Origin of the sequence: Campylobacter concisus, assembly GCF_003048375.1 — a bacterium.
GTDB lineage: Bacteria > Campylobacterota > Campylobacteria > Campylobacterales > Campylobacteraceae > Campylobacter_A > Campylobacter_A concisus_T.
Map to the genome: position 1 here is coordinate 1,293,148 of NZ_CP021642.1, position 24,705 is coordinate 1,317,852.

The 24,705-nt window shown below is 40.8% G+C and carries 26 protein-coding genes; 9 read left to right on the forward strand and 17 right to left on the reverse strand.

Features of this window, described 5'->3' with window-relative positions; all coding sequences use genetic code 11:
- Nucleotides 1-405 (reverse strand): Rrf2 family transcriptional regulator, encoded by a 405-nt coding sequence (locus CCS77_RS06470; RefSeq protein WP_004317794.1) that lies wholly within the window; start codon nucleotides 403-405, stop codon nucleotides 1-3.
- Nucleotides 406-551: 146 nt separating this feature from the next.
- Between CCS77_RS06470 and rpsO the strand changes: the two genes are divergently transcribed.
- On the forward strand, nucleotides 552-824 hold the full coding sequence (gene rpsO / locus CCS77_RS06475; protein WP_021087762.1) for a 30S ribosomal protein S15: 273 nt from the start codon (nucleotides 552-554) through the stop codon (nucleotides 822-824).
- Nucleotides 825-1,182: 358 nt separating this feature from the next.
- Nucleotides 1,183-3,459 carry a formate dehydrogenase subunit alpha gene (gene fdhF / locus CCS77_RS10775; RefSeq protein WP_080655749.1) on the forward strand — a complete coding sequence of 759 codons (2,277 nt, stop codon included), beginning with the start codon at nucleotides 1,183-1,185 and terminating at the stop codon, nucleotides 3,457-3,459.
- Between the two features lie 148 nt (nucleotides 3,460-3,607).
- Here fdhF and cmoA read toward each other — a convergent pair whose 3' ends face one another.
- From cmoA to CCS77_RS06545, 12 genes are all read right to left on the reverse strand, one after another.
- Nucleotides 3,608-4,312, reverse strand: a complete 705-nt coding sequence (cmoA, locus tag CCS77_RS06490; protein ID WP_107917304.1) for a carboxy-S-adenosyl-L-methionine synthase CmoA — start codon at nucleotides 4,310-4,312, stop codon at nucleotides 3,608-3,610.
- A gap of 11 nt (nucleotides 4,313-4,323) precedes the next feature.
- On the reverse strand, nucleotides 4,324-5,217 hold the full coding sequence (locus CCS77_RS06495) for a bifunctional riboflavin kinase/FAD synthetase (protein ID WP_103617641.1): 894 nt from the start codon (nucleotides 5,215-5,217) through the stop codon (nucleotides 4,324-4,326).
- Entirely contained in the window at nucleotides 5,183-5,896 is a 714-nt protein-coding gene (gene tlyA, locus CCS77_RS06500) for a 23S rRNA (cytidine-2'-O)-methyltransferase TlyA (RefSeq protein ID WP_103617642.1), read from the reverse strand. Before tlyA ends, CCS77_RS06495 begins: the two co-directional genes overlap by 35 nt.
- Complete coding sequence (gene ligA / locus CCS77_RS06505; protein WP_107916918.1) at nucleotides 5,886-7,829, reverse strand: NAD-dependent DNA ligase LigA; 1,944 nt, start codon at nucleotides 7,827-7,829, stop codon at nucleotides 5,886-5,888. Before ligA ends, tlyA begins: the two co-directional genes overlap by 11 nt.
- 41 nt (nucleotides 7,830-7,870) lie before the next feature.
- Nucleotides 7,871-8,731, reverse strand: coding sequence for an NADAR family protein (locus CCS77_RS06510; RefSeq protein ID WP_103571201.1), 861 nt, complete (start codon nucleotides 8,729-8,731; stop codon nucleotides 7,871-7,873).
- A gap of 23 nt (nucleotides 8,732-8,754) precedes the next feature.
- On the reverse strand, nucleotides 8,755-9,894 hold the full coding sequence (gene folP, locus CCS77_RS06515) for a dihydropteroate synthase (protein ID WP_103571200.1): 1,140 nt from the start codon (nucleotides 9,892-9,894) through the stop codon (nucleotides 8,755-8,757).
- On the reverse strand, nucleotides 9,891-10,511 hold the full coding sequence (locus tag CCS77_RS06520) for a DNA polymerase III subunit delta' (protein ID WP_107916919.1): 621 nt from the start codon (nucleotides 10,509-10,511) through the stop codon (nucleotides 9,891-9,893). The genes folP and CCS77_RS06520 overlap by 4 nt, the downstream gene beginning before the upstream one ends.
- The gene (locus CCS77_RS06525) at nucleotides 10,512-11,051 is read right to left on the reverse strand and encodes a HobA family DNA replication regulator (protein ID WP_103598626.1); all 540 of its coding nucleotides are present in this window, start codon (nucleotides 11,049-11,051) and stop codon (nucleotides 10,512-10,514) included. It lies immediately after the preceding gene.
- Nucleotides 11,051-12,250, reverse strand: coding sequence for an aspartate kinase (locus CCS77_RS06530; protein ID WP_002939482.1), 1,200 nt, complete (start codon nucleotides 12,248-12,250; stop codon nucleotides 11,051-11,053). Before CCS77_RS06530 ends, CCS77_RS06525 begins: the two co-directional genes overlap by 1 nt.
- Nucleotides 12,250-12,714 carry an RNA pyrophosphohydrolase gene (locus CCS77_RS06535; protein WP_103607189.1) on the reverse strand — a complete coding sequence of 155 codons (465 nt, stop codon included), beginning with the start codon at nucleotides 12,712-12,714 and terminating at the stop codon, nucleotides 12,250-12,252. The genes CCS77_RS06530 and CCS77_RS06535 overlap by 1 nt, the downstream gene beginning before the upstream one ends.
- A gap of 63 nt (nucleotides 12,715-12,777) precedes the next feature.
- On the reverse strand, nucleotides 12,778-13,869 hold the full coding sequence (locus CCS77_RS06540) for a PepSY-associated TM helix domain-containing protein (protein ID WP_107916920.1): 1,092 nt from the start codon (nucleotides 13,867-13,869) through the stop codon (nucleotides 12,778-12,780).
- Nucleotide 13,870: 1 nt separating this feature from the next.
- Nucleotides 13,871-15,817 (reverse strand): TonB-dependent receptor domain-containing protein, encoded by a 1,947-nt coding sequence (locus CCS77_RS06545; RefSeq protein WP_107916921.1) that lies wholly within the window; start codon nucleotides 15,815-15,817, stop codon nucleotides 13,871-13,873.
- A 107-nt stretch (nucleotides 15,818-15,924) separates the two neighbouring features.
- Here CCS77_RS06545 and CCS77_RS06550 point away from each other — a divergent pair, with 107 nt between their 5' ends.
- From CCS77_RS06550 to CCS77_RS06585, 7 genes are all read left to right on the forward strand, one after another.
- On the forward strand, nucleotides 15,925-16,593 hold the full coding sequence (locus CCS77_RS06550) for a hypothetical protein (protein ID WP_107916922.1): 669 nt from the start codon (nucleotides 15,925-15,927) through the stop codon (nucleotides 16,591-16,593).
- Nucleotides 16,577-16,813, forward strand: coding sequence for a helix-turn-helix domain-containing protein (locus CCS77_RS06555; RefSeq protein ID WP_107916923.1), 237 nt, complete (start codon nucleotides 16,577-16,579; stop codon nucleotides 16,811-16,813). The genes CCS77_RS06550 and CCS77_RS06555 overlap by 17 nt, the downstream gene beginning before the upstream one ends.
- A gap of 55 nt (nucleotides 16,814-16,868) precedes the next feature.
- Entirely contained in the window at nucleotides 16,869-17,915 is a 1,047-nt protein-coding gene (gene hemW / locus CCS77_RS06560; protein WP_107916924.1) for a radical SAM family heme chaperone HemW, read from the forward strand.
- 67 nt (nucleotides 17,916-17,982) lie between these two features.
- Nucleotides 17,983-18,381, forward strand: a complete 399-nt coding sequence (tatB, locus tag CCS77_RS06570; RefSeq protein ID WP_012140063.1) for a Sec-independent protein translocase protein TatB — start codon at nucleotides 17,983-17,985, stop codon at nucleotides 18,379-18,381.
- Nucleotides 18,381-19,136 carry a twin-arginine translocase subunit TatC gene (gene tatC / locus CCS77_RS06575; protein WP_107916925.1) on the forward strand — a complete coding sequence of 252 codons (756 nt, stop codon included), beginning with the start codon at nucleotides 18,381-18,383 and terminating at the stop codon, nucleotides 19,134-19,136. The genes tatB and tatC overlap by 1 nt, the downstream gene beginning before the upstream one ends.
- A complete protein-coding gene (gene queA, locus CCS77_RS06580; RefSeq protein WP_107917305.1) occupies nucleotides 19,129-20,151 on the forward strand; it encodes a tRNA preQ1(34) S-adenosylmethionine ribosyltransferase-isomerase QueA in 1,023 nt (340 codons plus the stop codon). Before tatC ends, queA begins: the two co-directional genes overlap by 8 nt.
- On the forward strand, nucleotides 20,148-20,942 hold the full coding sequence (locus CCS77_RS06585) for a hypothetical protein (protein ID WP_103573233.1): 795 nt from the start codon (nucleotides 20,148-20,150) through the stop codon (nucleotides 20,940-20,942). Before queA ends, CCS77_RS06585 begins: the two co-directional genes overlap by 4 nt.
- Here the strand turns inward: CCS77_RS06585 and ruvX are convergent.
- Genes ruvX through ilvC form a run of 4 tightly spaced genes read right to left on the reverse strand, consistent with a single transcriptional unit; the run spans nucleotide 20,937 to nucleotide 24,570 of the window.
- Entirely contained in the window at nucleotides 20,937-21,320 is a 384-nt protein-coding gene (ruvX, locus tag CCS77_RS06590; RefSeq protein WP_004317765.1) for a Holliday junction resolvase RuvX, read from the reverse strand. The genes CCS77_RS06585 and ruvX overlap by 6 nt on opposite strands.
- Nucleotides 21,317-22,087, reverse strand: coding sequence for a DNA-processing protein DprA (locus CCS77_RS06595; protein WP_107916926.1), 771 nt, complete (start codon nucleotides 22,085-22,087; stop codon nucleotides 21,317-21,319). Before CCS77_RS06595 ends, ruvX begins: the two co-directional genes overlap by 4 nt.
- Nucleotides 22,084-23,544 carry a divergent polysaccharide deacetylase family protein gene (locus CCS77_RS06600; RefSeq protein ID WP_107916927.1) on the reverse strand — a complete coding sequence of 487 codons (1,461 nt, stop codon included), beginning with the start codon at nucleotides 23,542-23,544 and terminating at the stop codon, nucleotides 22,084-22,086. The genes CCS77_RS06595 and CCS77_RS06600 overlap by 4 nt, the downstream gene beginning before the upstream one ends.
- Nucleotides 23,545-23,547: 3 nt before the next feature.
- The gene (gene ilvC, locus CCS77_RS06605; protein ID WP_009294169.1) at nucleotides 23,548-24,570 is read right to left on the reverse strand and encodes a ketol-acid reductoisomerase; all 1,023 of its coding nucleotides are present in this window, start codon (nucleotides 24,568-24,570) and stop codon (nucleotides 23,548-23,550) included.
- Nucleotides 24,571-24,705 lie beyond the last annotated feature (135 nt).

A 24,705-nucleotide genomic window follows, 5' to 3' on the forward strand; every position in this document is an offset into this window, starting at 1 on the left:
TTACTTCTTAACGATGTCACTTAGTTTTATCGCGTCAAGCATCTCGTCGATCTTGCCTTGAAGGCCGCTAAACATCGACCAAATTTGACAGCTTGAGGCTTTGTTTGACGGGCAACCAAGCGCTGAAGATGAGCACTCAAAGACGCTTAGTTCGCGCTTTTCGGCGCATTCGATTATCTTTTTTATACTTAAATTTTCAGGTTCGCCGTTTAGTGCAAAACCGCCATTTGCTCCTTTAAATGACTTCAAAACTCCATCTTTTGCCAAATTTTGTAAAATTTTTGCCAGAAAACTTTTTGAAATTTTAAGCTCATTTGAGATCGTATCAACATCAACTGGCGATGATTTTTGAGATATTAAAATAAGCGAAAGTAGAGCGTATTCGCTTGCCTTTGTAAAAAGCATTTATCTTCCTTAACTCTTTAAATAGCCCTAATTTTATTAAATTTTTACTGCATTTTTCATTAATTTTTAAAAAGCATAATTTTATCTAACTTTATGTTTTAAATGCTATAATCGCTCTTCCAAAATTCACCAATCAGGAGGTCATCATGGCTTTGGATTCGGCTAAAAAAGCTCAAATAGTTGCGAAATTCGCTAGAAAAGAGGGAGATACAGGCTCTCCAGAAGTTCAAATAGCTCTTTTAACAGCTAGAATAACTGAACTTACAGAACACCTTAAAATTTTCAAAAAAGACTTTTCATCACGTTTAGGTCTTTTGAAACTAGTTGGTCAAAGAAAAAGACTTTTAAAGTATCTTAAAAACAAAGACTACGCTACATATTCAAAACTAATCTCTGAGCTTGGCTTAAGAGATAAATAATCCCACGGAGAGCGACCTGCTCTCCTTTTAAATTTCACTATTACTTTCAAAATTTTTCTTTATTTTTATAGTTGAAACAGCTTGTCTCAAACTAAATTTAAATTTAATTTTTCATCTTTCAGCTTCTGTGTCAAATTTACACAATTTATTTCTTATTTGATAAATTTTAGAAATTCATGCAAATTTAGCATATTTTTTAAATTCCTATATATTCGGCTTTTTAAATTTTATATAAAATATAACTTAAAATTAAAATTTATTTTTTAAATAAAGAATTTTTCATAAAAGATTAAGTTTCGCGCTAGTAATATTACTCAAAATAAATATGCAGAAAATGCATAATTAGAAGGAGAAAGTGATGAAAGAAGGCAAAGTCATCTGTCCTTATTGCGGGACAGGCTGTCAAGTAACCTTGCACGTGGAAAACAACGTCGTTCGTGCCGCTACTGGCGTCGAAGACAATCCAGTCAATCAAGGAAATTTATGTTTAAAGGGCTTTTATGGCTGGGACTACGTTGCAAGTCCAGACAGACTTACAAAGCCGCTTATTAGAAAGAAAAACGGGGTCTTTTCAAAGGATGGTGAATTTGAAGAGGCCAGCTGGGACGAGGCGCTTGATCTTGTCGTAGAAAAGATGAAAGAGGCAAAAGAGAAATACGGCCCTGACTCACTAGCAGGAAACTTCTCAGCACGCTGTACATTAGAGGACAACTACGTCGCTCAAAAGCTAATGCGCGCTGTAATTGGTACAAATAACGTCGACCACTGCGCTAGAATTTGACACGCTCCGACAGTAGCAGGACTTGCTAAAACAATCGGAAACGGAGCTGCCACAAATAGCTTTACAGAGATTGGCACTTATAGTAACTGTATATTAATGATAGGCTCAAACCCAGAAAATGGTCACCCAATCGCAGCTATGCACATCCAAAGAGCGCTAAACCGCGGTGCAAAACTGATCGTTATCGACCCTATTAAGACTGAGTTTGCAAGTAGAGCAGACATCCACTTGCAGCTAGAGCCTGAGCACAACATCCCTGTTATCAACGCACTTCTTTACACTATCATCGAAGAAGGCCTTGTAAATGAGGAATTTGTAAGAGATCACACAATAGGCATCGAATACGTTAAAGAAGCTGTAAAAGACTATGCCCCAGAGGTTGTAGCTAAATACACAAGGCTAAATCCAGAGGATATCAGAGCAGCTGCTAGAATGTATGCCACCACAAAACCAGCCGTCATCACTCACGGCATGGGTGTAACTCACTTCAACCACGGCGTTGGCGGAGTTTGTGATGTATCAAATTTATTCTTGATAACTGGCAATATCTGCGAGCTTGGCACAGGCGACTTGCCACTTAGAGGTCAAGAGAACGTTCAAGGCTGCTGCGACATGGGCGTTTTACCAAATATCTTCCCAAATCTTGGCTCAGTCACCGACCCAGAGCAAAGAGCTTGGTTTGAGAAAATGTGGCACCTAGAGCCTGGATTTTTAAACTCAAAGATAGGTATCCATAAAACTGAAGTACCTGATGCGATCCTTGATGGCAGAGTGCATTTCTTCTGGACTATCGGCGAAAACCCAGTCATCTCTGAGCCAAATACAAACCACTTCTTAAAAGGCATCGCAAATGTCGATTTCTACGTGGTTCAAGATCTATTTTTAACTGAGACTTCACTAAAAGCTGACGTGGTACTCCCTGGCGTTGCAAGTAGTGAAAAAGAGGGTCTTTACACAAACGCAGAGCGCCGTGTCCAGCATAACGAAGCTGTCATCACACCTCCAGGCGATGCTAGACAAGACTGGTGGATCGTTTGCGAGATCGCACGTCGTTTGGGCGCAACTGAGGGCTTTAACTTCAACTCACCAGAAGAGATTTGGGAAGAAGTTAGAAAATGCGACCCTAGACGCTACGGCGGCATGAGCTATTATAGACTTAAAAAATATCACGGACTTCACTGGCCATGCCCAACTGAAGATGATATGGGTGGTCAAAGCCTCTATCTTGATAAAAAATTCTTTACACCTGATGGCAAAGGTCGCTTTGTACCATGCCTATTTGTGGATAAAGCTGATGAGATCGAGAGCGCAAAACTTGAGTTTGCTAAGAAGATGAATATGTCGCCTGAGTATCCTATCATGGCTGGTTCAGTCGATGAGAAGACTGACGCTGAGTATCCGATACAGCTTTTAACTACAAGAAAAGTTTATCAATACACCGTTGGCACCATGACAAGACGCTCACGTGCCATCGAAGAAGGCGGAGATAGCATCGGACCTATCGCTGAGATGAGCCCAGCGCTTGCAGAGAGATACGGACTAAAACAAGGCGACTTTATCAAAGCTTGGAGTAGATACGGCTACATCGTCGTAAAAGCTGAAGTAACAGACATCGTGCCTGATGGCATCATCCAGATGACTTTCCACTACTGGGAGAGCTCTTGCAACGAGCTAACAAGCAGCGGTTGGGACTACATCAGTAAGACTCCGACATTTAAAGCAGCTATTCAGATCAAAAAGATCGATGAAGAGGAATTTTTACGAGTTCGCGAGCTAAAACGCGAGAAATTCCAAACTTCTAAGATCATCTACGATGACTTCCACCACCACGGAAACGCAGCGATAAATGAGTAAATTTAGCGGGAGCTATCCCGCTAAAATTCTTTATTGTTAAATTTCATTATCCAAAAATGCTGACATTGCAAAGCAAAAATCTAAATTTTAAATTCACTATTTGTGATTAAATTTTATTTTGAAATACACAAGAAGATATTTTTAAATTTTACTTAAACGCCAAAAAGCTCATAAAATTTCCCCATTTAAACGTGCTCTCGACACGCTTAAAGCCAGCGCTTAGGGCTAAGTTTCTATTTTCTTCCTCTGTGTATGGCACCAGCACATTTTCAAGTGCCTCTCTTTTTTGGGCGATCTCGTAGCGTGAGTAGCCTTGCGCCTGTTTGTAGTCCTCGTAAATTTCTATGACACTTTTGGTGAGCTTTTTATCATCAAAGATGATCTTTTCACTAAACAAAAAAACTCCATTTTCATTTAGCCCATCATAAATTTTCTGCACCAAATTTGCTCTTTTTGGCGGTCTGATAAACTGCAAAGTATAGTTTGCCAAAACCGCGTCAAAGCCTGCTAGTTCGCACTCTGTTATGTCAGCTAGGATGAAATTTATACTAGCGCCATAAGCCTTTGCCTTGTTTTTAGCGTTTGCTAGCATCGCATCAGAGTTATCCACGCCGCTTAGCACGAGGTCGTTTCTAAGGTTATTTAGCAAAAGTAGGCTATTTGCCGTTGAGCAGCCAAGGTCGCACACACTTGCCTCTTTTGGCAAAATTTTAGCAAGTAGCTTTGCGTTTAAATTTGAGCTCACATCGTAAAATGGCACCGAGCGCGAGATCATATCGTCAAAAACGCTCGCCACAAAGTCGTCAAACTCAAACTGCTTGCTTATGGGCTCTTTAAAAATTTCATCTCTCATCTTCTCATCTCTCATATCCCAGCTCCACTTCCATCAAAATACTTTATCGTCTCGTCGCAGTATAGATCGCAGACACCTACACTCTTTCTAGCCTCTGATATATCGCACTTTATCTGCTCTTTTAGCTCGCTAAGAGAGTTAAATTTCTTATTATCGCGCAAACGTTTTATGAAGCAAACGGCAACGTGCTTCGTCACTTTTGGCGCGACCTCGTCCAAGATGTGCGTCTCAACGCTGAAATTTCCATCCGTGCTAACTCTAGTGCCTATAAAAGTGACCGAGCCGTAGGTGTATGAGCCCATTCTCGTTCTTGTAGCATAGACGCCCTCGCGCGGCAAAAGATAGCTCTTAACCTCTAAATTTAGCGTCGCAACCAGCTCTTTTGCGCCGATGCCCTGCCCTTTTATCACGTCGCCTTCGATAGAGTACTCCCTGCCTAAGAGTTTGTTTGCCTCTTTGATCTTGCCTTGCTTGATAAATTCCCTTATCGCCGAGCTATGCACGCCCATGCCGTCATAGCAAACCTCGTCTACAACGACCACTTCGCCATCAAAAATTCTCTCCAGATCATACTTGTCCCAAGCCCTATTTCTGCCAAATCTAAAATCAAATCCAACAACGATCTTTTTTAAATTTTTAAAATCATGCTTTAAAAGCGCGATAAATTCCTCGCCGCTAAGCCCCTTTATAGCGTCAAAATCATACAAAAAACATGGGTAGCTCGAGTACTCGGCTCGCTTTAGCTTTGGCGTGATGTTGGCTTTGTTTTTGTCGATGACAACAAGGCCGCCAAACTCGCCTAGCTGCTTTAAAAGCTGCTTGTGCCCCCTGTGTACGCCGTCAAAATGTCCTATCGCGACGGCAGTTATATTATCTTTTGTTAAAAGCGTAGAAAAACTCGGCATTTCCTTCCTTTCCCTTGACTTCGCACTCTTTGCAGGCTATCAGTTCAAATTTCAAGCTGCTTGCTAGCACTTCAAAGCGCTTCATAGCTAAATTTACAGCCTTAGCGTCGGTGACAACGCCTTTTTTGTTGCGTTTTACGCCAACGCCCACTTCAAACTGCGGTTTAAAAAGCGTGATGATGAGCGAATTTTTGCTTGCTAGCTCGCAAATAGCAGGCAAAATTTCAGCCAAAGAGATAAAGCTCACGTCGCAGGTTATTAGATCAAATTTATTTTGATGCGATTTAGCAAACTCCCTGACGTCAGTTTTCTCATAAATTTTCACTCGCTCATCGCTTCTTAGACTAGCATCTAGCTGATCAGTGCCCACATCGACGCCAGTCACGCCCTTTACGCCACGCTCAAGCAAAATTTGCATAAAGCCACCAGTTGAGCTTCCTATATCAAGTGCGTTTTTGCCAGCTAGGTAAAATTTCATCGTCTCCAAAAAGCTCTTTAGCTTCAAAGCGCCTCGTCCAACGTAAATTTCATCAAGTAGTGAAATTTTAGCCTCGCTAACCTCGCTTGAGACCTTGGTGCAAATTTCGCCGTTTGCTAGCACCTTGCCAGATTTTATTAGCTCGCTAGCCTTATTTCTACTTATGCTTAAAACGCTTGCGACGTAGTTATCAAACCTCAAGTTTTAGCCTCTCATATTCGCTCTCATCGATCACCAGCACGCCTAGCTCATTTGCTTTTTCTAGCTTACTGCCAGCCTCCTCGCCAGCTAAGACGAAGTCCGTTTTTTTAGAAACTGAGCCAGAAACCTTCGCGCCAAAGCTCTCAAGCTCGGCTTTTATCTCATCTCTTGGGCGACTTAGCGTGCCAGTTATAACGACCGTCTTGCCACTTAGCGCGTTTGAGATGCTCTGCACCTGCGTCACGCTTGGCTGCACGATCTGGCTTAGTGCTAAAATTTCGTCCCTATTTACCTCGGCAAAGTCGATTAAACTATTTGCCATCTCCGCGCCAAAACCCTCAAGTGAGGTTAGCTCTTCAAAGCTAGCATCAAGCCAGCCAAGTCCAAAACTGTTTGCAAGCTTCTTTGCCGCCACCTCGCCGATGTGCTCGCAGCCAAGACCCGTGATAAAGCGCGATAGCTCCGCTCCTTTGCTAGCCTCAATGGCATTTAAAAGGTTATTTACCTTTTTCTCTTTAAAGCCCTCAAGCGCCATGAGGTCATCAAATTTAAGGCTGTAGATGTCTTTTATGCAAGCAATCAGCCCCTTGTCAAATAGCAAATTTACGATCGCATCGCCAAGACCGTCTATGTTTAGGCACTTTTTCGATGCGTAGTGAATTATTGAGCCCACCACTCTTGCCCTGCAGCTTAAATTTTGACACTTTACAAAGACCCCTTCATCAAGCAGGTGTGAGCCGCAAACTGGGCAAAATTTAGGCCTCTCTATCGCTTGCTCGCTGCCGTCTCGCCTATCTTTAAAAACCTTTGTGATCTTTGGTATCACATCTCCTGAGCGGATGATGCCGATGTAGTCGTTTTTCATGACGCCAAGGCGCTCGATCTCATCAAAGTTGTGAAGGGTGGCTGATTTTACATTGGCTCCGTCTATATTTACCTCATCAAGCACGCCAACAGGCGTTACTACGCCGCTTCTGCCAACTTGAAGTGCCACATCTTTTAGCCTAGTCACCTTTTCAATGGCTGGAAATTTAAACGCCACCATAAATTTTGGAAATTTGACCGTGTAGCCCAGCTGCTCACAGCGTGCAAGGTCATTTACACGTACCACCATGCCATCCATCATCACGCTCTTTGCCTCACGGCTTGCCAAAAGTTCGTTATAGGCGGCCTCAAGCTCATCTTTTTTTAAAATTTTAAAAAATTCATCCCTCTCAAAGCCAAGATCACGCACAAATTTCATCACCTCGCTGTGATCTTTTAGCCCAAGGCTCTGCTCGCCCACGCCCCAAGGTATAAAAAGTAGCTTTCTTTTTGCAGTGACTGCACTATCAAGCTGTCTAAGGCTTCCAGCTGCTGCATTTCTAGGGTTTGAAAGTGGCGCCTCGCCCTCTTTTCCGCGCTCTGCGTTTAGCAATTCAAAGTCATCTTTTCTTATGACGACTTCGCCACGAATTTCAATGAGCCCTTTGTAGTTAATGCTCTTTAAAACAGAATTTATCGTCCTTGCATTTTGCGTCACATCTTCGCCGGTAACGCCGTCGCCTCTTGTGATCGCCCTAACTAAAACGCCATTTTCATAGAGTAAATTTAGGCTCGCTCCGTCAAATTTTGGCTCAGCGACAAAAGTCAAATTCTCTTTATCGCCACGCTTTAGCCACGCATCAAGCTCGCCAAGACTAAAGATATCCTCCATGCTCCACATGCGCTTTATGTGGCTTGCCTTGCTAAAGCCCTCTTTTACGCCTCCGCCCACTCGCTTAGTCGGCGAAAATAGCGAAATTTCACTGGGATTTGCCCTCTCATATTCAAGCACCGCGTGATATAGCGCGTCATACTCCTCGTCACTTGCAAGTGGCTCGTCCTCGTCGTAGTAGGCCTTTGCCCACGCATTTAGCGTATCTACCGCTTTTTCGTACTCTTGTTTTGTCATTTTTGCTCCAAATTTACACCGCATTTTATCTTAAACATACTTTATAAATGATCCAAATTTAGCTCTATGGCGTCACATAAATGGACATTTTTATAGACCTTTGCTATCTCGTCCCTAGCCCTCATCAGCGCAAAGCCAAGCAAATTTTGCCCTCGCCACTTCATAGGATTTTGCGCATTGTCATCGCTTGCGCCCAAACCTATGCCCCAAATTTTATCAACCGGGCTAGCCTCAACTAAAATTTTGCTCCCAGTTTGAAGTAAAAAGTCTCGCAAAAGGGCATTTTGGCTAAATTTTAGATAGCTCGCATTTAGCACGACGCCAAATTTGACCTCGTCCCAGACCTTAGCGTCAAAGCCTCGCACCTGCCTGCCAAGTGCCTTCATCTGCGCTGGATCTTTGGCGGATAAAATTTGCCCCAAAGCCTCTTTATCGCCAAAACACTGAGCCTTTTTAGCCATCATATATTGCTCAGCGCAAATGTATTTAGCTTCATCCTCACAAAAACTAGAGCCGTACCACTGACTAAGACAGCTTGCGCTTAAATTTGCACTCTTTTGATGTCCCCAAAATAGTAAAAATTTATCCGACTTGCCAGCGTTATAGCGCTTTTTAAGCCACTTTAACTCATATCTAGGCTCTCGCTCCCAAAGGTCGGTAACAAAATCACCCTTGATAAAAAGCGTACTCTCATCAAAGCCTAGCCTCTCATCCCAGTATCCACGCCACGTCGCAGGCTCAGAAAAGAGCTGCTGGTATTCGCGCTGCTCATCTTGGCTGAGTGTTTTTAGCCAGTCATTAAATTTAAACCTATAATCCTCGCCAGCGCCCATCCTCCAGCCGATGGAAAATGGATCTATACTTGGAAATTTGATCCAAGGTGGCGGCAATAAATTTCTCATCTAGCCTCTTTTAGCCCTGCGCCCTACCAAAGCGTGGCTTGGCTCATCGCCTCGTGCATATTAAAAAGCTGCTTGTGCTCGGCCACATCGTGCGTCCTTATGATCTGCGCGCCATTTTCGTAAGCCTTTAGGTGCAGATAAAGTGAGCCTGGCAAGCGCTCCTTGACCTCGCTTTTGTAATAATGATTTATGACTGATTTGCGGCTAGCACCGACTAGCAGTGGGCAGCCAAATTTCAAAAAATGCTCCAAATGCTTAATAAGCAGTAAATTTTGCTCAGCCGTCTTACCAAAGCCAATACCCACGTCAAGCACTATCTTTTTAGCGCCAAGCTCCCTAGCTAGGGCAATCTTTTGCTCAAAAAAGTCTGAAATTTCGCCAATTAGGTCGTTATACTTTGGCGCAATCTGCATGGTAGCAGGATCACCTTGCATGTGCATCATGCAAAACTGGGCATCATATCTTGCAGCAAGCGGGGCTAAATTTGCGTTTGCTGTGATGTCATTTATCATCTTAAAGCCGTGGTTTAGCGCAAATTCTAAGCAATACTCATCAAAGCTATCAAGGCTAAATTTCGCCTTTTCGTGTAAATTTAGCTTGTAAATTTCTTCAATGATATCTTTTATGCGCCTAAACTCCTCCTCGCGTCCGCAATACTCGCTCCCTGGCCTTGAGCTAACGCCACCAAGGTCGATGTATTCAGCACCTGCTTCTATCATCGCTTCGATTTTAGCTATGCCATTTTGCGTATTTATGCGGCTTTGCTCGTTAAAACTATCTCTATTTATATTTGCCACGCCCATTATAAGAGGCTTTGCTGGCTTTATAAATTTAGTCTCTAAAAAACTTGCAAGCTTTTTAAGCCCAAAGTCTTGTAGCTTCTCCTTTTTAGCCAACTGCCTAAGCTGCGCGTTTGTCGCCATTAGCAAGGCTTTGTTTAGACTCTCTTTGCCTAAAATCGTATCATTATGCGTCACTAGCTCGGCGCCGACACTTAGGGCGTCTTGTTTTAGGATATTTGCCGCTGGGGTTTTTATCTCCTCAATAAAAATAAAATTTATCTCGCTCTTTTCGTGCATGAGCTTCGCGCCAGCCGGACTTGGCGAGACGGCCTTGCAAATTTGATCAAAGTCGCTTTTGTTATTTATCTTATAAAATTTCAACGTCGTCCTTTCTCAAAGATAGTAAGCAATAGTGGCGTCAAAACGGCATGAGACTTGGCGTTTAGATCAGCAAGCTTTATTAGCGAGAAAAAATACTCCATCTCCTCGCCGCTAAATTTATACCCACTATCAACCGCCTTTGTCACGATAGCGCCCACAAGCTCTTTTAGCTCGTTTTTGCCAAATTTTTGCGCCTGCTCCTCTGCTATCTTTTGATCGATAAAGCTTGTTAGCTCTTTTAGGCCAAGCGATTTTAAATTTAGCTCAACACTCATTTTTGGCTTTTTGGTGAGCTTGTTTTCTATAAGCATCCTCGATCTGATCGTTGGCAGAAGTAAATTTTTACTCTGCGTTACTATTATAAATTTGATGTTTCTTGGGGGCTCTTCGATGATCTTTAAAAGTGCGTTTTGAGCCTCGGTGCGAAAAGACTTCGCCTCTATGACTAAAATTTTCTCATCTTTTTCGGCGATGTAGGCTTCGGCGATGACCTCTTTTGCATTTTCTAGTAAAAAATCATCGCTCATAAAAAATCTTAAGTTATTTACGCCAAACTCGGCTTCAAGCTTGGCTTTTAAATTTTCAAAATCGCTTGTTATGACGATTTTATTAAGCATTTAGAGTATTACCTTTGCAAAGAGCACAGCGTCTATGCTCTTGTCAAAAAGTTTATATAAATTTAGAAGTTTGATGTCTAAGTTTTCATCGCTAGAGCTTAGCGTGAAGCTATTTTGCGCCTGCTCATCAAAGAGCCACATATAGCTGTTTTCATCAGTCTTGGCTAAATTTGCACGCTTGTCTATGCTTTTGCCGATGTAAAAAAAGATGTAGCCATTTGGAAAGGCAAGGCTTAGCATATCTTTTAAAAGCTGCTTTTGCTCGTTTGTCTCGATGCTGTCAAAGGCTGGATAGAGCGATCTTAGGCTAAAAAATGGCAAAAACGGACGCTCGCTTTTTGTGCGGTTGATATTTCTTAAAAGATAGTTTTCAAACCACTCTCGCTCATCGTCGCAGATGACTATAAAAGCCTTGCTATCAAGCAAAAATTTAAGCCTAGATGCGAGCAAAGGCGTCCATTCGACGCGCTTCTCCTCCATCCAGCTCATATATCTTTCGCTTCTTATAGTCTCAAGCGTCCATTGGATAAAATCTTGCATTATTTATCTAACTTATACGCATCGTGAAGCACGCGAACTGCGAGCTCGCCATATTTTTGATCGACGATCATTGAAATTTTTATCTCGCTTGTTGAGATCATTTGGATATTTATCCCCTCTTTTGCAAGCGTCTCAAATGCTAGACATGCTACGCCGCTGTGGCTCTTCATACCCACGCCGATGACTGAGACTTTCACGATCGCATCGTCATACTCGACATGTTTTGCAGCTGAGAGCTTTTGCATAGTCTCTTTTGCTAGGTCAAGCTCGTTTTGTGGCACTGTAAAGCCTAAATTTGTCGTGCCGTCGTGTCCTACGTTTTGAATTATCATATCTACATTTATATTTTGATGAGCTAGAGCTGTGAAAATTTCAGCTGCGATGCCAGGCTTATCGACTACGCCTCTTAAAGTTACTCTTGCTTGATTTTTATCTAGTGCTATACCGCTTACTAAAACCGCTTCCATATTATCTTCCTTTGCTATTAATGTACCTTCGTTGTGGTTAAAACTGCTTCTTGTGATTAGTTTGACATTTAGTTTTTTTGCTAGCTCGACTGAGCGATTTTGAAGCACTTTCGCCCCAGCAGAGGCGAGCTCAAGCATCTCGTCATAGCTTATCTTTTCTAGCTTTTTTGCCTTTTTTTCTATCCTTGGATCAGTCGTATAAACGCCATCAACGTCGGTAAAAATTTCACACAGATCAGCTTCAAGCGCCCCTGCTAATGCAACTGCACTAAGGTCGCTTCCGCCCCTGCCAAGAGTGGTGATATCGCCTTTGTCGTCTATGCCTTGAAAGCCTGCTACTACGACAATCCTGCCGGCTTTTAGCTCAGCTTTTAGCCTAGTGGTGTCTATCTTTTCTATCCTAGCTTTTGTGTGAATTTCATCTGTTATTATCCCAGCCATTGCCCCAGTTAGCCCTACGCACGCATAGCCTTTTGCATTAAGTGCAATCGTCAAAAGTGCGGTGGTTACTTGCTCTCCAGAGCTTAAAAGCATATCAGTAGCAACGCCATCTGGGTGCTTTGAGAAATACTCACTATATTCAACCAATTGATTTGTAACTCCACTCATCGCAGAAACTACCACAACCACGTCAGCGCCGCTGTTTTTAGTCTCTATGACCCTATTTGCCACAGCTTCGATGCGCTCAAGCGTGCCTACGCTAGTTCCGCCAAATTTTTGAACGATTAACATCAAAAATATCCTTTCTCTTTAAAATAACTCAAAACTTTGTCATAAATAGGCTTTTTGAAGTGATTTATCCCCTCTAAAGCCTTGTTGATATCTACAAATTTATACTCGCTAAACTCCGGATGCTCAGTCTTTAAATTTATGCTCGCACCGTTTTTTAGTCTAACCAAAAAGTACTTTTGCGTCTGCCCATCAAATGGGTAAAATTTCTTTGACGCATTTGCTGGAAAGTCGTAGCTAAGCCAATCAGGATACTCTTCTAAGAAGTCAAATTTATCAGTTCCGATCTCCTCTTTAAGCTCCCTTTTTAGTGCCTGCTTTGGACTTTCGCCTTCATCTATGCCACCTTGAGGAAACTGCCAGATATCGTCCATATCAACCCTTTTTGCGACTAAAATTTCGCATTTAAAAGGGTAAGAGCTAGACAAAATGACAGCTGCTACATTTGGTCTATATTTTTTTTGCATGTCTTTTCCAAAAAATTTATTTGAGATGATAACGAAAAAGAGTTAAGAGATAGATAAATGAAGTTAGTTTTTGCGCCGTTTGTAATAAATCGCACCTCCACTAAAAAACAGTAAAACCACACCGCATGATGCTAGACAAAATATAAATTTACCAAGCTCACCAAAGATATATCCAGCGTGCAAATCAAGCATAAATTTATAAATTTCAAATGACTTTGGCATGGCATTTTTTGAAATTTGCTCGCTTTTAGTATCTACTAAAAGCCTAACACCATCTCTCTCGCTAGCTCCCTTTGGCAGGTAAAAGAGCATAAATTTGACGCCGCCGCTATTTGCTATAAAATTTAAAGCATCAAACTCGTCTCCAAATTTAGAAATGAAAATTTCATAAGCTTTTTTAAGGTTTGCCACCTTTTGCTCATCGCTTAAGCTAAAGCCATTTTTGTTTGTAAAATTTGGCTTTTTAAAGACCTTCTCCTCGCCATAAATTTGATTTATAACCTTAGCAAAGCTCTCGTAAGAAAAGTAAAGCCCACTAATGCAAATCACGCTTAAAACAGCGCCAAGATAGATACCAAAAAAGCCGTGAAGTGAGTATAAAAACGCAAATTTCTTTGCTTTTAAATTTAGCTTAAAAGCCTCCCACACCCTGCTTCTAAATCTCCAAAAATATATCACCGCCCCACTTATCAAGACAAAAAGCAATGCAAGCGTAGAGAGTGCTATTAGCTCGCTTGCAAATTTGGTCAAATTTTCATTTTTAAAAAGCGAAAGGGCTAAGTTTTTATGCAAATTTAAAACCAGCCCTATAAATTTCTCCGCGCTGTTTTTGCCAGAAATTTCTCCAGTATAAGGATCGACAAAAAATGACTCAAATTCGCCATTTTCATTAGTTCCACTTATGACGTAAGCCTTGTTTGCCTCTGCTCTTATCTTTAGGTAGCTAAGATTAAAATTTGGCTCGCTTTTGCTGAAAATTTTTAAAATTTCATCTATCTCTAAAGGCTTTTTACCAGCCACAACCTCATCTTTGCTAAAGATATCGATTATCTCATCGTGATACGAGATGATCGCTCCACTAATGCTAAGCACAAGAAGCGGCAAGGCAAAGATAAAAGCCAAGATAAGATGAAATTTTTTCAAAATTTTTATCATTTTAAAACTTTAGATTAAAGCCAAGCTCGATCTTTTGTCCGTCAGCTATCAAGATGTCGTATCTGCCAGATCTTGTCGTAAAGTACTCATTAAAGAGGTTATAAACGCTTAGATTTAGACTGAAATTTTTAGTTACGTTGTAGTTTATACCAAGATCAGCGATCACATAAGGCTTCATATCATCAGCATAGCTAAATGAGTTTTTAGTCCTACCATAATAATTTATCTGAGACCAGAAATTTAGCCATCTGTTTAGCTCGTAGTTCGCTCCAAATTTAAATGTATGAAGCGGATAGTTGTTTAAACTTTTGCCTATCTCCGCTCCATCTTTTTGCTTTGATCTTGTATAGACATAGCTTTGATTTAGCCTAAGAGCGTTTGTTACTTGCCACTCATTTGTTAGCTCGACTCCGTAAATTTCAGCTTTGCCGATATTTACACTCTCCCAAATACCATTTGGATAAATTTTGCCTTTATGTCTGCAAACACTGCCTCTTGAGCAGATAGGGCTATAGCTTAACATATCTTTAAAACTTGTGTAAAAGCCAGTTAAAGACGTTTCAAAGCCTTCATTGTCATTATAAACGCCGCCAAATTCATAGCTCACGCTTGTCTCTGGTTTAAGGCTGCTTCTACCAAGCTGTGCTCCACGTCCTCCAGCAAATGGCAATGCAAGATCTTGCGTGCGTTGCTTGATATCAGGCGTCGCATATCCTGTGCTAACTCCGCCTTTTATGGCAAAAAAGTCATTTAAGTTATAGATACCATAAATTCTTGGTGAAACGTGCGAACCGTAGTTCTCGTCGTAGTTATAGCGAATGCCAGTGCTTAAGATAAAGTCTTTTGTAAGGTGATAATCATCCTCGCCGTAAAGCGAAATGTCATATCTTTTTACATTTGCAGCGTCTGCTGTGGTAGCCTTTTCGTCAAGCTTTTCTTTTTTGGCGTTTAGTCCTAAAGTAAAGGCGTTGTTATCAGTAAAATATGAACCTTTTGTATCAAAATTTAGTGTTTTTAGCGTTAAATTTTGTTGCGCGATCTCTTTTATCTTGCCGTAAGAGAGGTAGCTTTGAAGCAAGATATTATCAAGCCTTGCTTCGTGGCTTAAATTTATCACATTGCCCTTTATTCTCTCGCTAGCAACCGAGTTAGTACCAGTTGATAGTGTTTTGCCTTTAGTTCTTTTATATTTCACATCACTTCTTGCAAGCTCAAGCGTGATGTCGTTATTTTCATTTGGTCTAAAAAAGAGCTTCGTGCCAAAATTTCTATCCTTTTGCTCTCTGTTTGCGTATGAGATTTTATCCTCTGACTTGTTTAAATTTTTACCATAAACTGAGATGCTTAAAACATCGTCTATTAGCCCAGAGTGCAGATAGAGGCTGTTATAAAACTCGCCGCTTATGTTTTTATTTCTTGCAAATTTATAGCTTGAGCCAAGATTTGCATGAAAGTCGTTGCTAAACTCGTCTGTTATAATATTTATCACGCCGCCCAGTGCGTCACTGCCATAAAGCGAGCTCATAGGACCTCGTATCACTTCGATACGGCTTATCGCACTTGCTGGCGGGATAAAACTATATGAGCCTCCAACACTTCTTAGCCCCTTGTAAGCGTTATCTCCTGGCACTGGCATGCCATTTACTAAAATTTTAGTAAATCTTGGAGAGAATCCGCGTATAGAAATTCCTCGTCTATTTGCCGCTTCGGGAGTCGTTCCAAAAAGGCTTGGCACATCTTTTACCATGCTCTCAACGTCCTTGTGATTTCTCTTTTCTAGCGCATCTTGAGTGATGACGCTAAGCGTTGCAGGGGCGTCTTTTATGTTTTGCTCAAAGCCAGTTGCGCTCACTACTTTGACCTCTGGCAGAACCTTATCTTCATTTGCAAAAAGCGGTAAATTTATAAAAACTGCCGCACAAACAGAAATTTTTAATAGACTTCTCACAAAAAACTCCTTATTAAAATTTAAATCGCATTTTACTAAAATAAAATAATCGTTATCAATATCAGACATAACGCTAGAGGGATAAAATTTAACGCTCAAGGGATAAAATGATAAATTTAGATAAAAGATATGGCATAAGTAAAACCTCACAAAACAACAAGCGGATAAATGTAGAATTTTTCAAACAAAATAATGGCATCAGTTACCTAAAAAGCGAGATTTTATGCAACGAAATCATCAAAAGAGAGAGCGAGGGAGATAAAAAATATCTATTTTTAATGTTTAATGAAGCAAAAGACAACCTTTGCTTTAAACTTGATAAAAAAGAGTATCTTTTAAGCAGGGATGAGTTTTGCATAGGGCTAGTAAATGACAGCTTAAAAGGCGTTTTTGAATATCAAAATAAATTTTATAAAACTAAAACCTTGCTTTTTGAAGAGCACTATGCAAATAAGCTTGAAATTTTTTATGAGCTAAAATTTGAAGAGAAATTTGATCTTATAAAATGCAAAAAAGATAAGGCTCAAATTTGCGTTTTAAACGAGCTTGAGACGACAAATTTATATGATGGTATGATGAGAGAGATCTTTATAGAGTCAAAAATTCTAGAGCTTATCTATAAGAGCAAAGCTTTAAAAGATGAGAAAATTTATTTTAGCAGTGACGAAGAAAAAGTACTTTTAAAAGCCAAAAAAATCTTACTTACTCGCATGCAAAATCCCCCAAGCATCAAGGAGCTAGCGCATCTTTGCGGCACTAATGACTTTTGGCTTTAGTAAGAAAAATTTCAAACTCTTTTTCAAAGATACGATCTATCAGCTTTTAGCAAAAGAGCGGCTAAAGCTTGCATTTGCCCTTTTAAAGCAAAATGATATCAGCATAAAAGAGGCTTCCAGCATCGTTGGCTACACAAATGCAGCGCATTTTGCAAAAATTTTTAAAGGCACTTTTGGTTTTTTACCAAGCGAGCTAATAAGGCAAAAAAGCTACTTTTAAACTGCGCTAAATGCCAAATTTCTTATAATCGATAAAATTTAAAAAAGAGAGAAATTTGCAAGTTTATATCCACGTGCCATTTTGCGAGAGCAAGTGTCCTTACTGCGCCTTTGGCTCAAGCGATGATGAATTTAGCAAGGTTAGCGCCTATTTTAAAGCACTTTTCTTTGATCTAGATTTCCAGCTAAAAAGCCAAAATGTAAAAGAAATTTCTACTATCTTTTTTGGTGGCGGCACACCAAGTGCGGTAAATACCAAATTTTATGATGAAATTTTTAGCATTTTAGCTCCACTTTGCACGCCTAAAACCGAGATCACGCTTGAAGCAAACCCAAATTCTGCAAATTTAGCCTGGCTAAAACATGTAAAAAATTTAGGTGCAAACCGCATAAGCTTTGGCGCGCAAAGCTTTTTTGAAGATAAGCTTAAATTTCTAGGGCGCATCCACAGCAGGGAGCAAATTTTTAAAGCGGTTGAAAATGCCCACGCAGCTGGTTTTAGCAATATAAATTTAGACCTCATCTATGACACTAAATTTGATACCAAAAAGCGCCTTTTGGCGGAGATTGAAAATTTAAAAAGCCTTGCTATCACGCATCTAAGCGCCTACTCGCTCACGCTTGAAGAAAACACCCCTTTTGCTGGCAAAAAAAGCTATAAAAAGGATAGCGACACTTTGGCTAAATTTATGATAGAGCAGACCCAGCGAGCTGGCTTTAAGCAATATGAAATTTCAAATTTTGGAGAAATTTGCAAGCACAATCTTGGCTACTGGCAGGGCAAAAACTACCTTGGTGTGGGCGCTTTTAGCGTGGGCTTTGTGGATGGCACCAGATACTACGCCAAAAGTAGCATAGACGCCTACATCACGCAGCCAACGCATAGAGAAAGAGAAATTTTAAGCCAAAGCGAGCTAGTAAGAGAGCATATATTTTTAGGGCTTAGAAGCATCGTGGGCGTGGAGGCTTGGCGTTTAAGCGAGGCTCAGACAAAAAGAGCAAATTTACTTGTAGAAAATGAAAAACTGCTCTTTAAAGAGGACAAATTTTATAACCCAAATTTCTTATTAAGCGACGAGATCGCACTCTTTATCGAGGGCTAAATTTATAAAAATTTGAGCAAAGTCAAGATAAAATACAAAGCTTAAATAAAATTTAACAGAGGCAAAAATGTTTGGAATGAGTTTTTCTGAGATCTTGGTCATCGCCGTGATCGCCGTGCTAGTTTTGGGCCCTGACAAGCTGCCAAGCGCTATGGTGCAGATCGCCAAATTTCTAAAGATGTTTAAAAAAGGTATAAACGACGCAAAATCAACTTTTGATCAAGAGATGAAGATAGCCGAGCTCAAAGAAGACGCTCAAAAATACAAAGAGAGCATAACTCAAAGTGCGCAAAGCGTGCGTAAAAAGCTCACATTTGAAGAGCTTGACGAGATCAAAAAAAGCGCAAGCGACGTCACTGAAAGCATACAAAACGTCGTAAGCGACACCAAAAAAACGGTAGAAAATATACAAAATCCAACAAATTTAGTTAAAGATGCGATCTTAAACGATAAAAAAGAGGCGTGATGTTTGAAGAGCTAAGACCCCATTTGATCGAACTTAGAAAGAGGCTTTTTATAAGCATAGTAAGCATTTTTGTCTGTTTTGGCATCTGTTTTACATTTTGGAATCCACTGCTTGCATGGATGAGCGAGCCGCTAAAGCAGGTCTTGCCAGCTGGCTCAAACATCATCTTTACGCAAATTCAAGAGCCATTTTTCACTGCGATGAAGGTCGCCTTTTTTGCTGGTTTGGTGCTTGCTTTGCCTATCATTTTTTGGCAGTTTTGGCTATTTGTCGCACCTGGACTTTATGACAATGAAAAAAAATATGTGATCCCATTTGTCCTCTCTGCTTCATTTATGTTTGCGTGCGGGGCGGCGTTTTGCTACTACGTGGTCATCCCGCTTGGCTTTACATTTTTGGTAAATTTTGGCGGTCAGCTCTTTACGGCACTGCCAAGTATCGGCGAATACGTGGGCTTTTTCACGAAACTGCTGATCGGCTTTGGAATTTCATTTGAGCTGCCAGTCATTACATTTTTCTTAGCAAAGATAGGCCTAGTCGATGACAAGATGCTAAAAGACTACTTTAGATACGCAGTAGTCGTCATTTTCATCTTTGCAGCCATCGTCACACCGCCAGATGTTATAAGTCAAATTTTAATGGCACTGCCACTCATCGGACTTTATGGAATTTCTATCATAGTCGCCAAAAGAGCTGGCAAAAGCGACGATGATGAACAAGATAGCGACACAAACAGCGACGCAGGCGATGAGTGATATAAACGATATCTCAAGCTACGACTACTTTTTGCCTAACGAGCTCATCGCAAAAGAGCCAGTTTTGCCAAAAGAAGAGGCAAGACTGCTTGTTTATATTAAAAAAACAAAAGAGATAAAACACTATAAATTTAAAGATCTAGCCAGTCTCATCCCAGAGGACGCGGCGGTCATTTTTAACAACACAAAGGTGGTTAAGGCCCGCATTTTAGGACACAAACAAAGTGGCGGAGCCTGCGAAGTGATGCTAAATCAGCCAGTTGGCGATAATAAATTTAGCGTATATATAAGGGGCAGAGTAAGTGTCGGTAGCGTTTTAAATTTCGCTGATAGCATAAAGGTAAATGTGCTTGAGCTAAATGACGATGGCTCAAGGGTGGTAAATTTCACCAAAGATGGCGTCATTTTAGATACGGCGCGACTTTTTAGCGAGCTAGAAAAGATCGGCCACGTCCCACTCCCTCCATATATCAAAAGAGCTGATACAAAGGACGATGAGAGCTGGTACCAAAGTATATTTGCTAAAAATAGCGGCGCAGTCGCGGCTCCAACAGCCAGTCTGCACTTTAGCGAGCAGATGCTAGAGCAGATAAAGGCAAAGCACGAGGTCGCCTACATCACGCTTCACGTGGGCGCTGGGACATTTAAGGGCGTGGGGTGCCAAAACATAAATGACCACAAAATGCACTCTGAGTTTTATGAGCTAAGCGAAAAAGCTCAAGAGATCATAAACTCAAATAAGCCAATTCTCGGCGTTGGCACGACGGTTACTAGGTGCGTTGAAGAGTTTGCTAGAAGCAAGCAGCCAAGCGGCTTTTGCAAGCTATTTTTAAACCTAAATAATAGACCGATCAGGCAAAACTACCTTTTAACAAATTTTCACCTGCCAAAATCAACGTTGATCATGCTAGTTACTAGCTTCATAGGGCTTGAAGAGACGATGAGGATTTATGAAACGGCAGTTAGCGAAAAGTATAGATTTTACTCTTATGGCGATGGGATGCTTGTGATATGAAAAATGTCGATTTTGTCGCACAAATGGAGCTTTTTTTAGAAGCACTTTTTAAGGACGCAACAGCTAGAAACAACGCCATCGTCTTTAACTACAACCCAAACTACCCACGCTATCTAAGTTTTGAAGCGCATAAGCTAATAGGCGCGATCAAAAATTTAAGCAAATTTTACCTAAATGACGTAAGCAACTCAAAACTGCTCATATCCTTTACTCTAGTAAGTTATAGTCTAAGTTTAGTGCATTTTGACATACATATAAAATGCACTTCATGCCCGCAAAAGCCAAATGAGAGACTAGTTAAAGAAGCTGGCGAGCTACTAAAAGAGCTAAATGCCAAGATGAGCGAAACTGAGGACGGCTTTAATATAAGCATAAGCGTGCCACTGCCAAAAAGCGGGACATTTAAGAGGCAAAGCGTCGAGATAGCAAGCCTCTTAGGCAAAAATGCGATAATAGCTTGCGATGATGAAAATTTATTTTTAACGCTCAGCCATGAGCTAAGCTTTACTGGGCTAAAGCTCAGCAAACAAAAGAGCTTTGAGAGTTTAAATTTACACATAAAAGATGCCATTTTTAAGCCAGACATCATCTTCGTGCAAAAGGAGTATCTAAGCGACAAAACAAGGCTTGACGAGATGCTAACTTATCAAAAGCTTAAGAATTTCTACATCGTCATCATCAGCAAAGATGAAGCCAAAAGCATCAAAAGCGAGAAGATGACTACGCTTAGACAGCCATTTACTAGCGATAGCTTGCACGAGACTTTAGGAGTAGTGGCTAGAAATTTATAAAATTTTTAGATATCTCTTCAAGATGATAGTGGCTGAGACGCTATCAAGCCTGCCATCTCGCTTTGTGTTTGTGTAAATTTCACTTGCCTCGCTGCTGCTAAAAGCCTCATCTTGATAGACGATATTAGCCTGCACATCAAGAAGCGAGACAAAATGCTCTATGCGCCTTCTCATCTCATCTTCGCTACTGCCGCCGATTGGCACGCCCACTACTAGCGTGTTTGGAGCGTATTCATTTACTTTTTGGCTCACATCTCTTGCGGCTTGGTTGCGGTTTTTTCTAAGAACTGGCTCAAGGGGCGTCACGACCTCTCCAAAGCCAAAAGCAAGCCCTATGCGCTTTAGTCCAACATCGATCGCCATAAATTTCTCTCTCATAACGCGCTTTTTACTCTTAAATTTGAAATTTCAACTAGCCCGTCAAGCTCGTATTCATAGATGATCTCGCCAAATTTAGCCAATGCTTCATCAAGGCTAACGCCATTTTTGCAAAATTTCAATATCTCATCATCAGCTTTTTCTTGCTCTTTTACCTCGCCAAAAAGTGAGGCAAATTTAACGTAATCATCGATAAGCTCGGCCTTTTTGCTAGCCAGTAAGGCATTTGTCCCACTACTCTCATTTATGCGCTGAGGCAGGACAAAGAGAGGGATTTTAAGCTCATTTGCAAGCCTTGCACTTTGCATCGAGCCACTTCTTAGATCAGCTTGTGCGACCACAAGGGCTTGCGCAAGCCCCACAACTATGCGGTTTCGCTCTAAAAATCTATACGCGATCGGTGGCTCGCCCTCGTCATACTCGCTTAGAGCCAAGCCTTTTTCATAAATTTCTCTTATCGCTACTTTGTTTTGTGCTGGATAGATGATGTCAAGTCCATTTGCAAAAACACCGATAGTTAGCGGCATGGCAGCCTTGTGCGCCGTGATATCCACGCCGATAGCTCCACCACTTACCACGCAGACATTTGCGCTTTTTAGCGCTGCGCAAAGTGCTGTAACACACTCTTTTGTATAGACGCTTGCCTTTCTTGAGCCAACGACTGCTACTTTTGGCATGCTAAGAAGCGAGGTATCGCCTATGAAATTTAGCTCTTTTGGGGGATTTTTTAGCCTATTTAGCGCCTCTGGGATGATTTCAAGCTTCATAAAATATCTTTTAGATAGACAACTTCTACATCTTTTAAGATATTGTTTTTGCTAGCTTTTATCACTGCGATCGTGTTTTTTTTTGGGTGTCCGATGGCGATCGCATAGCCCCTTTTTTTGGCTAAATTTACAGCAGCTACAAGCTCTCGTCTAACCGCACTAGCCGATGGATCATCATCTAAAAATATATCTCTTGAAATGTAAGGCTGATTATACTTTTTAGCAGCCCTTGCCACGGCTGTTTGAGCGATCGTCTTACTATCAACAAAGATAAAGCCCTGCTCTATCAGCGCTCTATATGCCTTGTCCATCGCGTCATAATCACTAGTAAATCGTGATCCTGTGTGGTTATTTGTATATTTTGCACGCGGGAAGTCTTTGCGTATCTTTTTTATCTTTTCATGCATACTCTCAAAGCTCTCATTTACTGTGAGCGTGCCTATCTCTGGACTATCAAAGTGCTTTGCCTGCATCGGCAGATGTATCATATAAAACTCAAACGTTCTAGCGATGTTTGGCGTATCTGGATGAGTTTTTGTCGCTGGAAAAATGGACGGCGTTATCTTTAGACCGATTGACTTTACCATGCTAGCATGCTCAAATGTCGCCACATCATCGATTATTAGCACCAGCTTTGCACGCCCTTTTACGCTGCTATTTGGAGTAAATGGCACAACTGCAAAGTCATCTTTTTTCGCACTCTCTTTTTGCTGCTTTTCGCTGTAAATTTGCTTCTTGGCTTTATTACTAGGCTCAACCTCACTTTTTTTAGTAGGCTCAGGTTTTAAAATTTCACTATGCTTTAAATTTTCTTTTATGCTTAAATTTGCTTCAACACTTTTGTTTTGCTCTGTTTTTGTCTCTGTTTTTATCTCTGTTTTTATCTCATTTTTGCCTGCGTAAAATGGCTCGATTACCTGCTCGACCTTTTGCTCTGGCTTTTCTTCACTCTTTGCTTCAGAGATTGCATCTGCGCTACTTTGCATATTTTTATATAAATTTGCAAGTAGATTTTTCGTATCGTTTTGCTCTTTTTTTGGCTCTTCTTTTTTAGTTTCTACTTTTACTTCAGATTTTGTCTCGGGAGTTATCTTTTTTTGCTCTTTTGGCTCAGTTTTTGGCTTTAGAGCAAGCTCACTTTTATGTTTAGGATCGGTAAAAATTTTACTTAAATTTTCATCTTCATCAAATTTTAGAGGGTATTTTCTCTTCTCATACTCTTGTTTTTTATCTTTGCTAGCAACTTTTTGCTCATCTTTTTTTGAAATTTGCTTCTCGCTCTTTGGCTCATTTACTTTGCTTATCTGCTCAACATCTTTGTTTTTGATGCTAAGAGCTGCTATGAGTGCTACTATCAAAATGGCAGCAATGACGCCGATACCAAGGAAAATTTTATTATAAGAGCGACCTGCACTCTTTTTTGCAGGACGCTTCTTTGTAGTCTTTTTTTCGCTCAAGGCTTAGTTTTTGCTTTGATCTATAAGTTTGCCATTAGTTATCCAAGGCATCATTGCGCGAAGTTTTTTGCCAGTTTTATTTAGCAAGCTTCTCTCAGCTATACCGCGCTCAGCGTTCATTCTAACATATCCTGCTTTTCTCTCTAGGATGAAGTCTTTTGCAAATTTACCATTTTGAATTTCTCTTAAAACTTCTTTCATAGCTTTTCTGCTCTCTTCGCCAACTACTCTTACACCGCTTACATAATCGCCATATTCAGCTGTGTTTGAGATAGAGTAGCGCATATCAGCCATGCCGCCTTGATACATTAGATCAACGATTAGTTTTAGCTCGTGCAAGCACTCAAAATACGCCATCTCAGGCTCATATCCAGCTTCTACAAGCGTATCAAATCCAGCATTTACAAGTGCGCAAAGACCACCGCAAAGCACAGCTTGCTCGCCAAATAAATCTGTTTCAGTTTCATCTTTAAATGTTGTCTCAATGATGCCAGTTCTACCGCCACCTATACCGCAAGCATAGCTTAGAGCGATCTCTTTAGCCTTTCCACTTGCATTTTGCTCAACAGCGATAAGATCAGGTATGCCGCCACCTCTTAAAAATTCGCTTCTAACTGTGTGTCCTGGGGCTTTTGGAGCGATCATGATGACGTCTATGTTTGCTGGAGCTTTGATCTGTCCAAAATGAACATTAAAACCATGTCCAAATGCGATAGCAGCGTGATCTTTTAAATTTGGCTCGATCTCATTTTTATAAATTTCAGCTTGAAGCTCATCTGGTGTTAGGATCATAACTACATCAGCACCTTTTGTAGCTTCGCTTACAGTTTTTACTTCAAAGCCCTTTGCCTCAGCTTTTGCCCAGCTTCTGCCACCTTTTGCAAGACCGATTACGACACTTACGCCATTATCTCTTAAATTTTCAGCGTGTGCGTGACCTTGCGAGCCAAAGCCGATGATTGCTACTTTTCTACTCTGAATAAGGCTTAAATCGCAGTCTTTATCATAATAAACATTTATAGCCATTGTTTCTCCTATTGTTAAAATTTGGCAAAATTATACATTTTAGCAACAAAAACGTTGCTGAAAAAGAGCAAAAAAGTATCTTTAAGTTTTATGCTGCAGCTTTTTGCTATAATGTGACAAAATTTTTAACCAAAA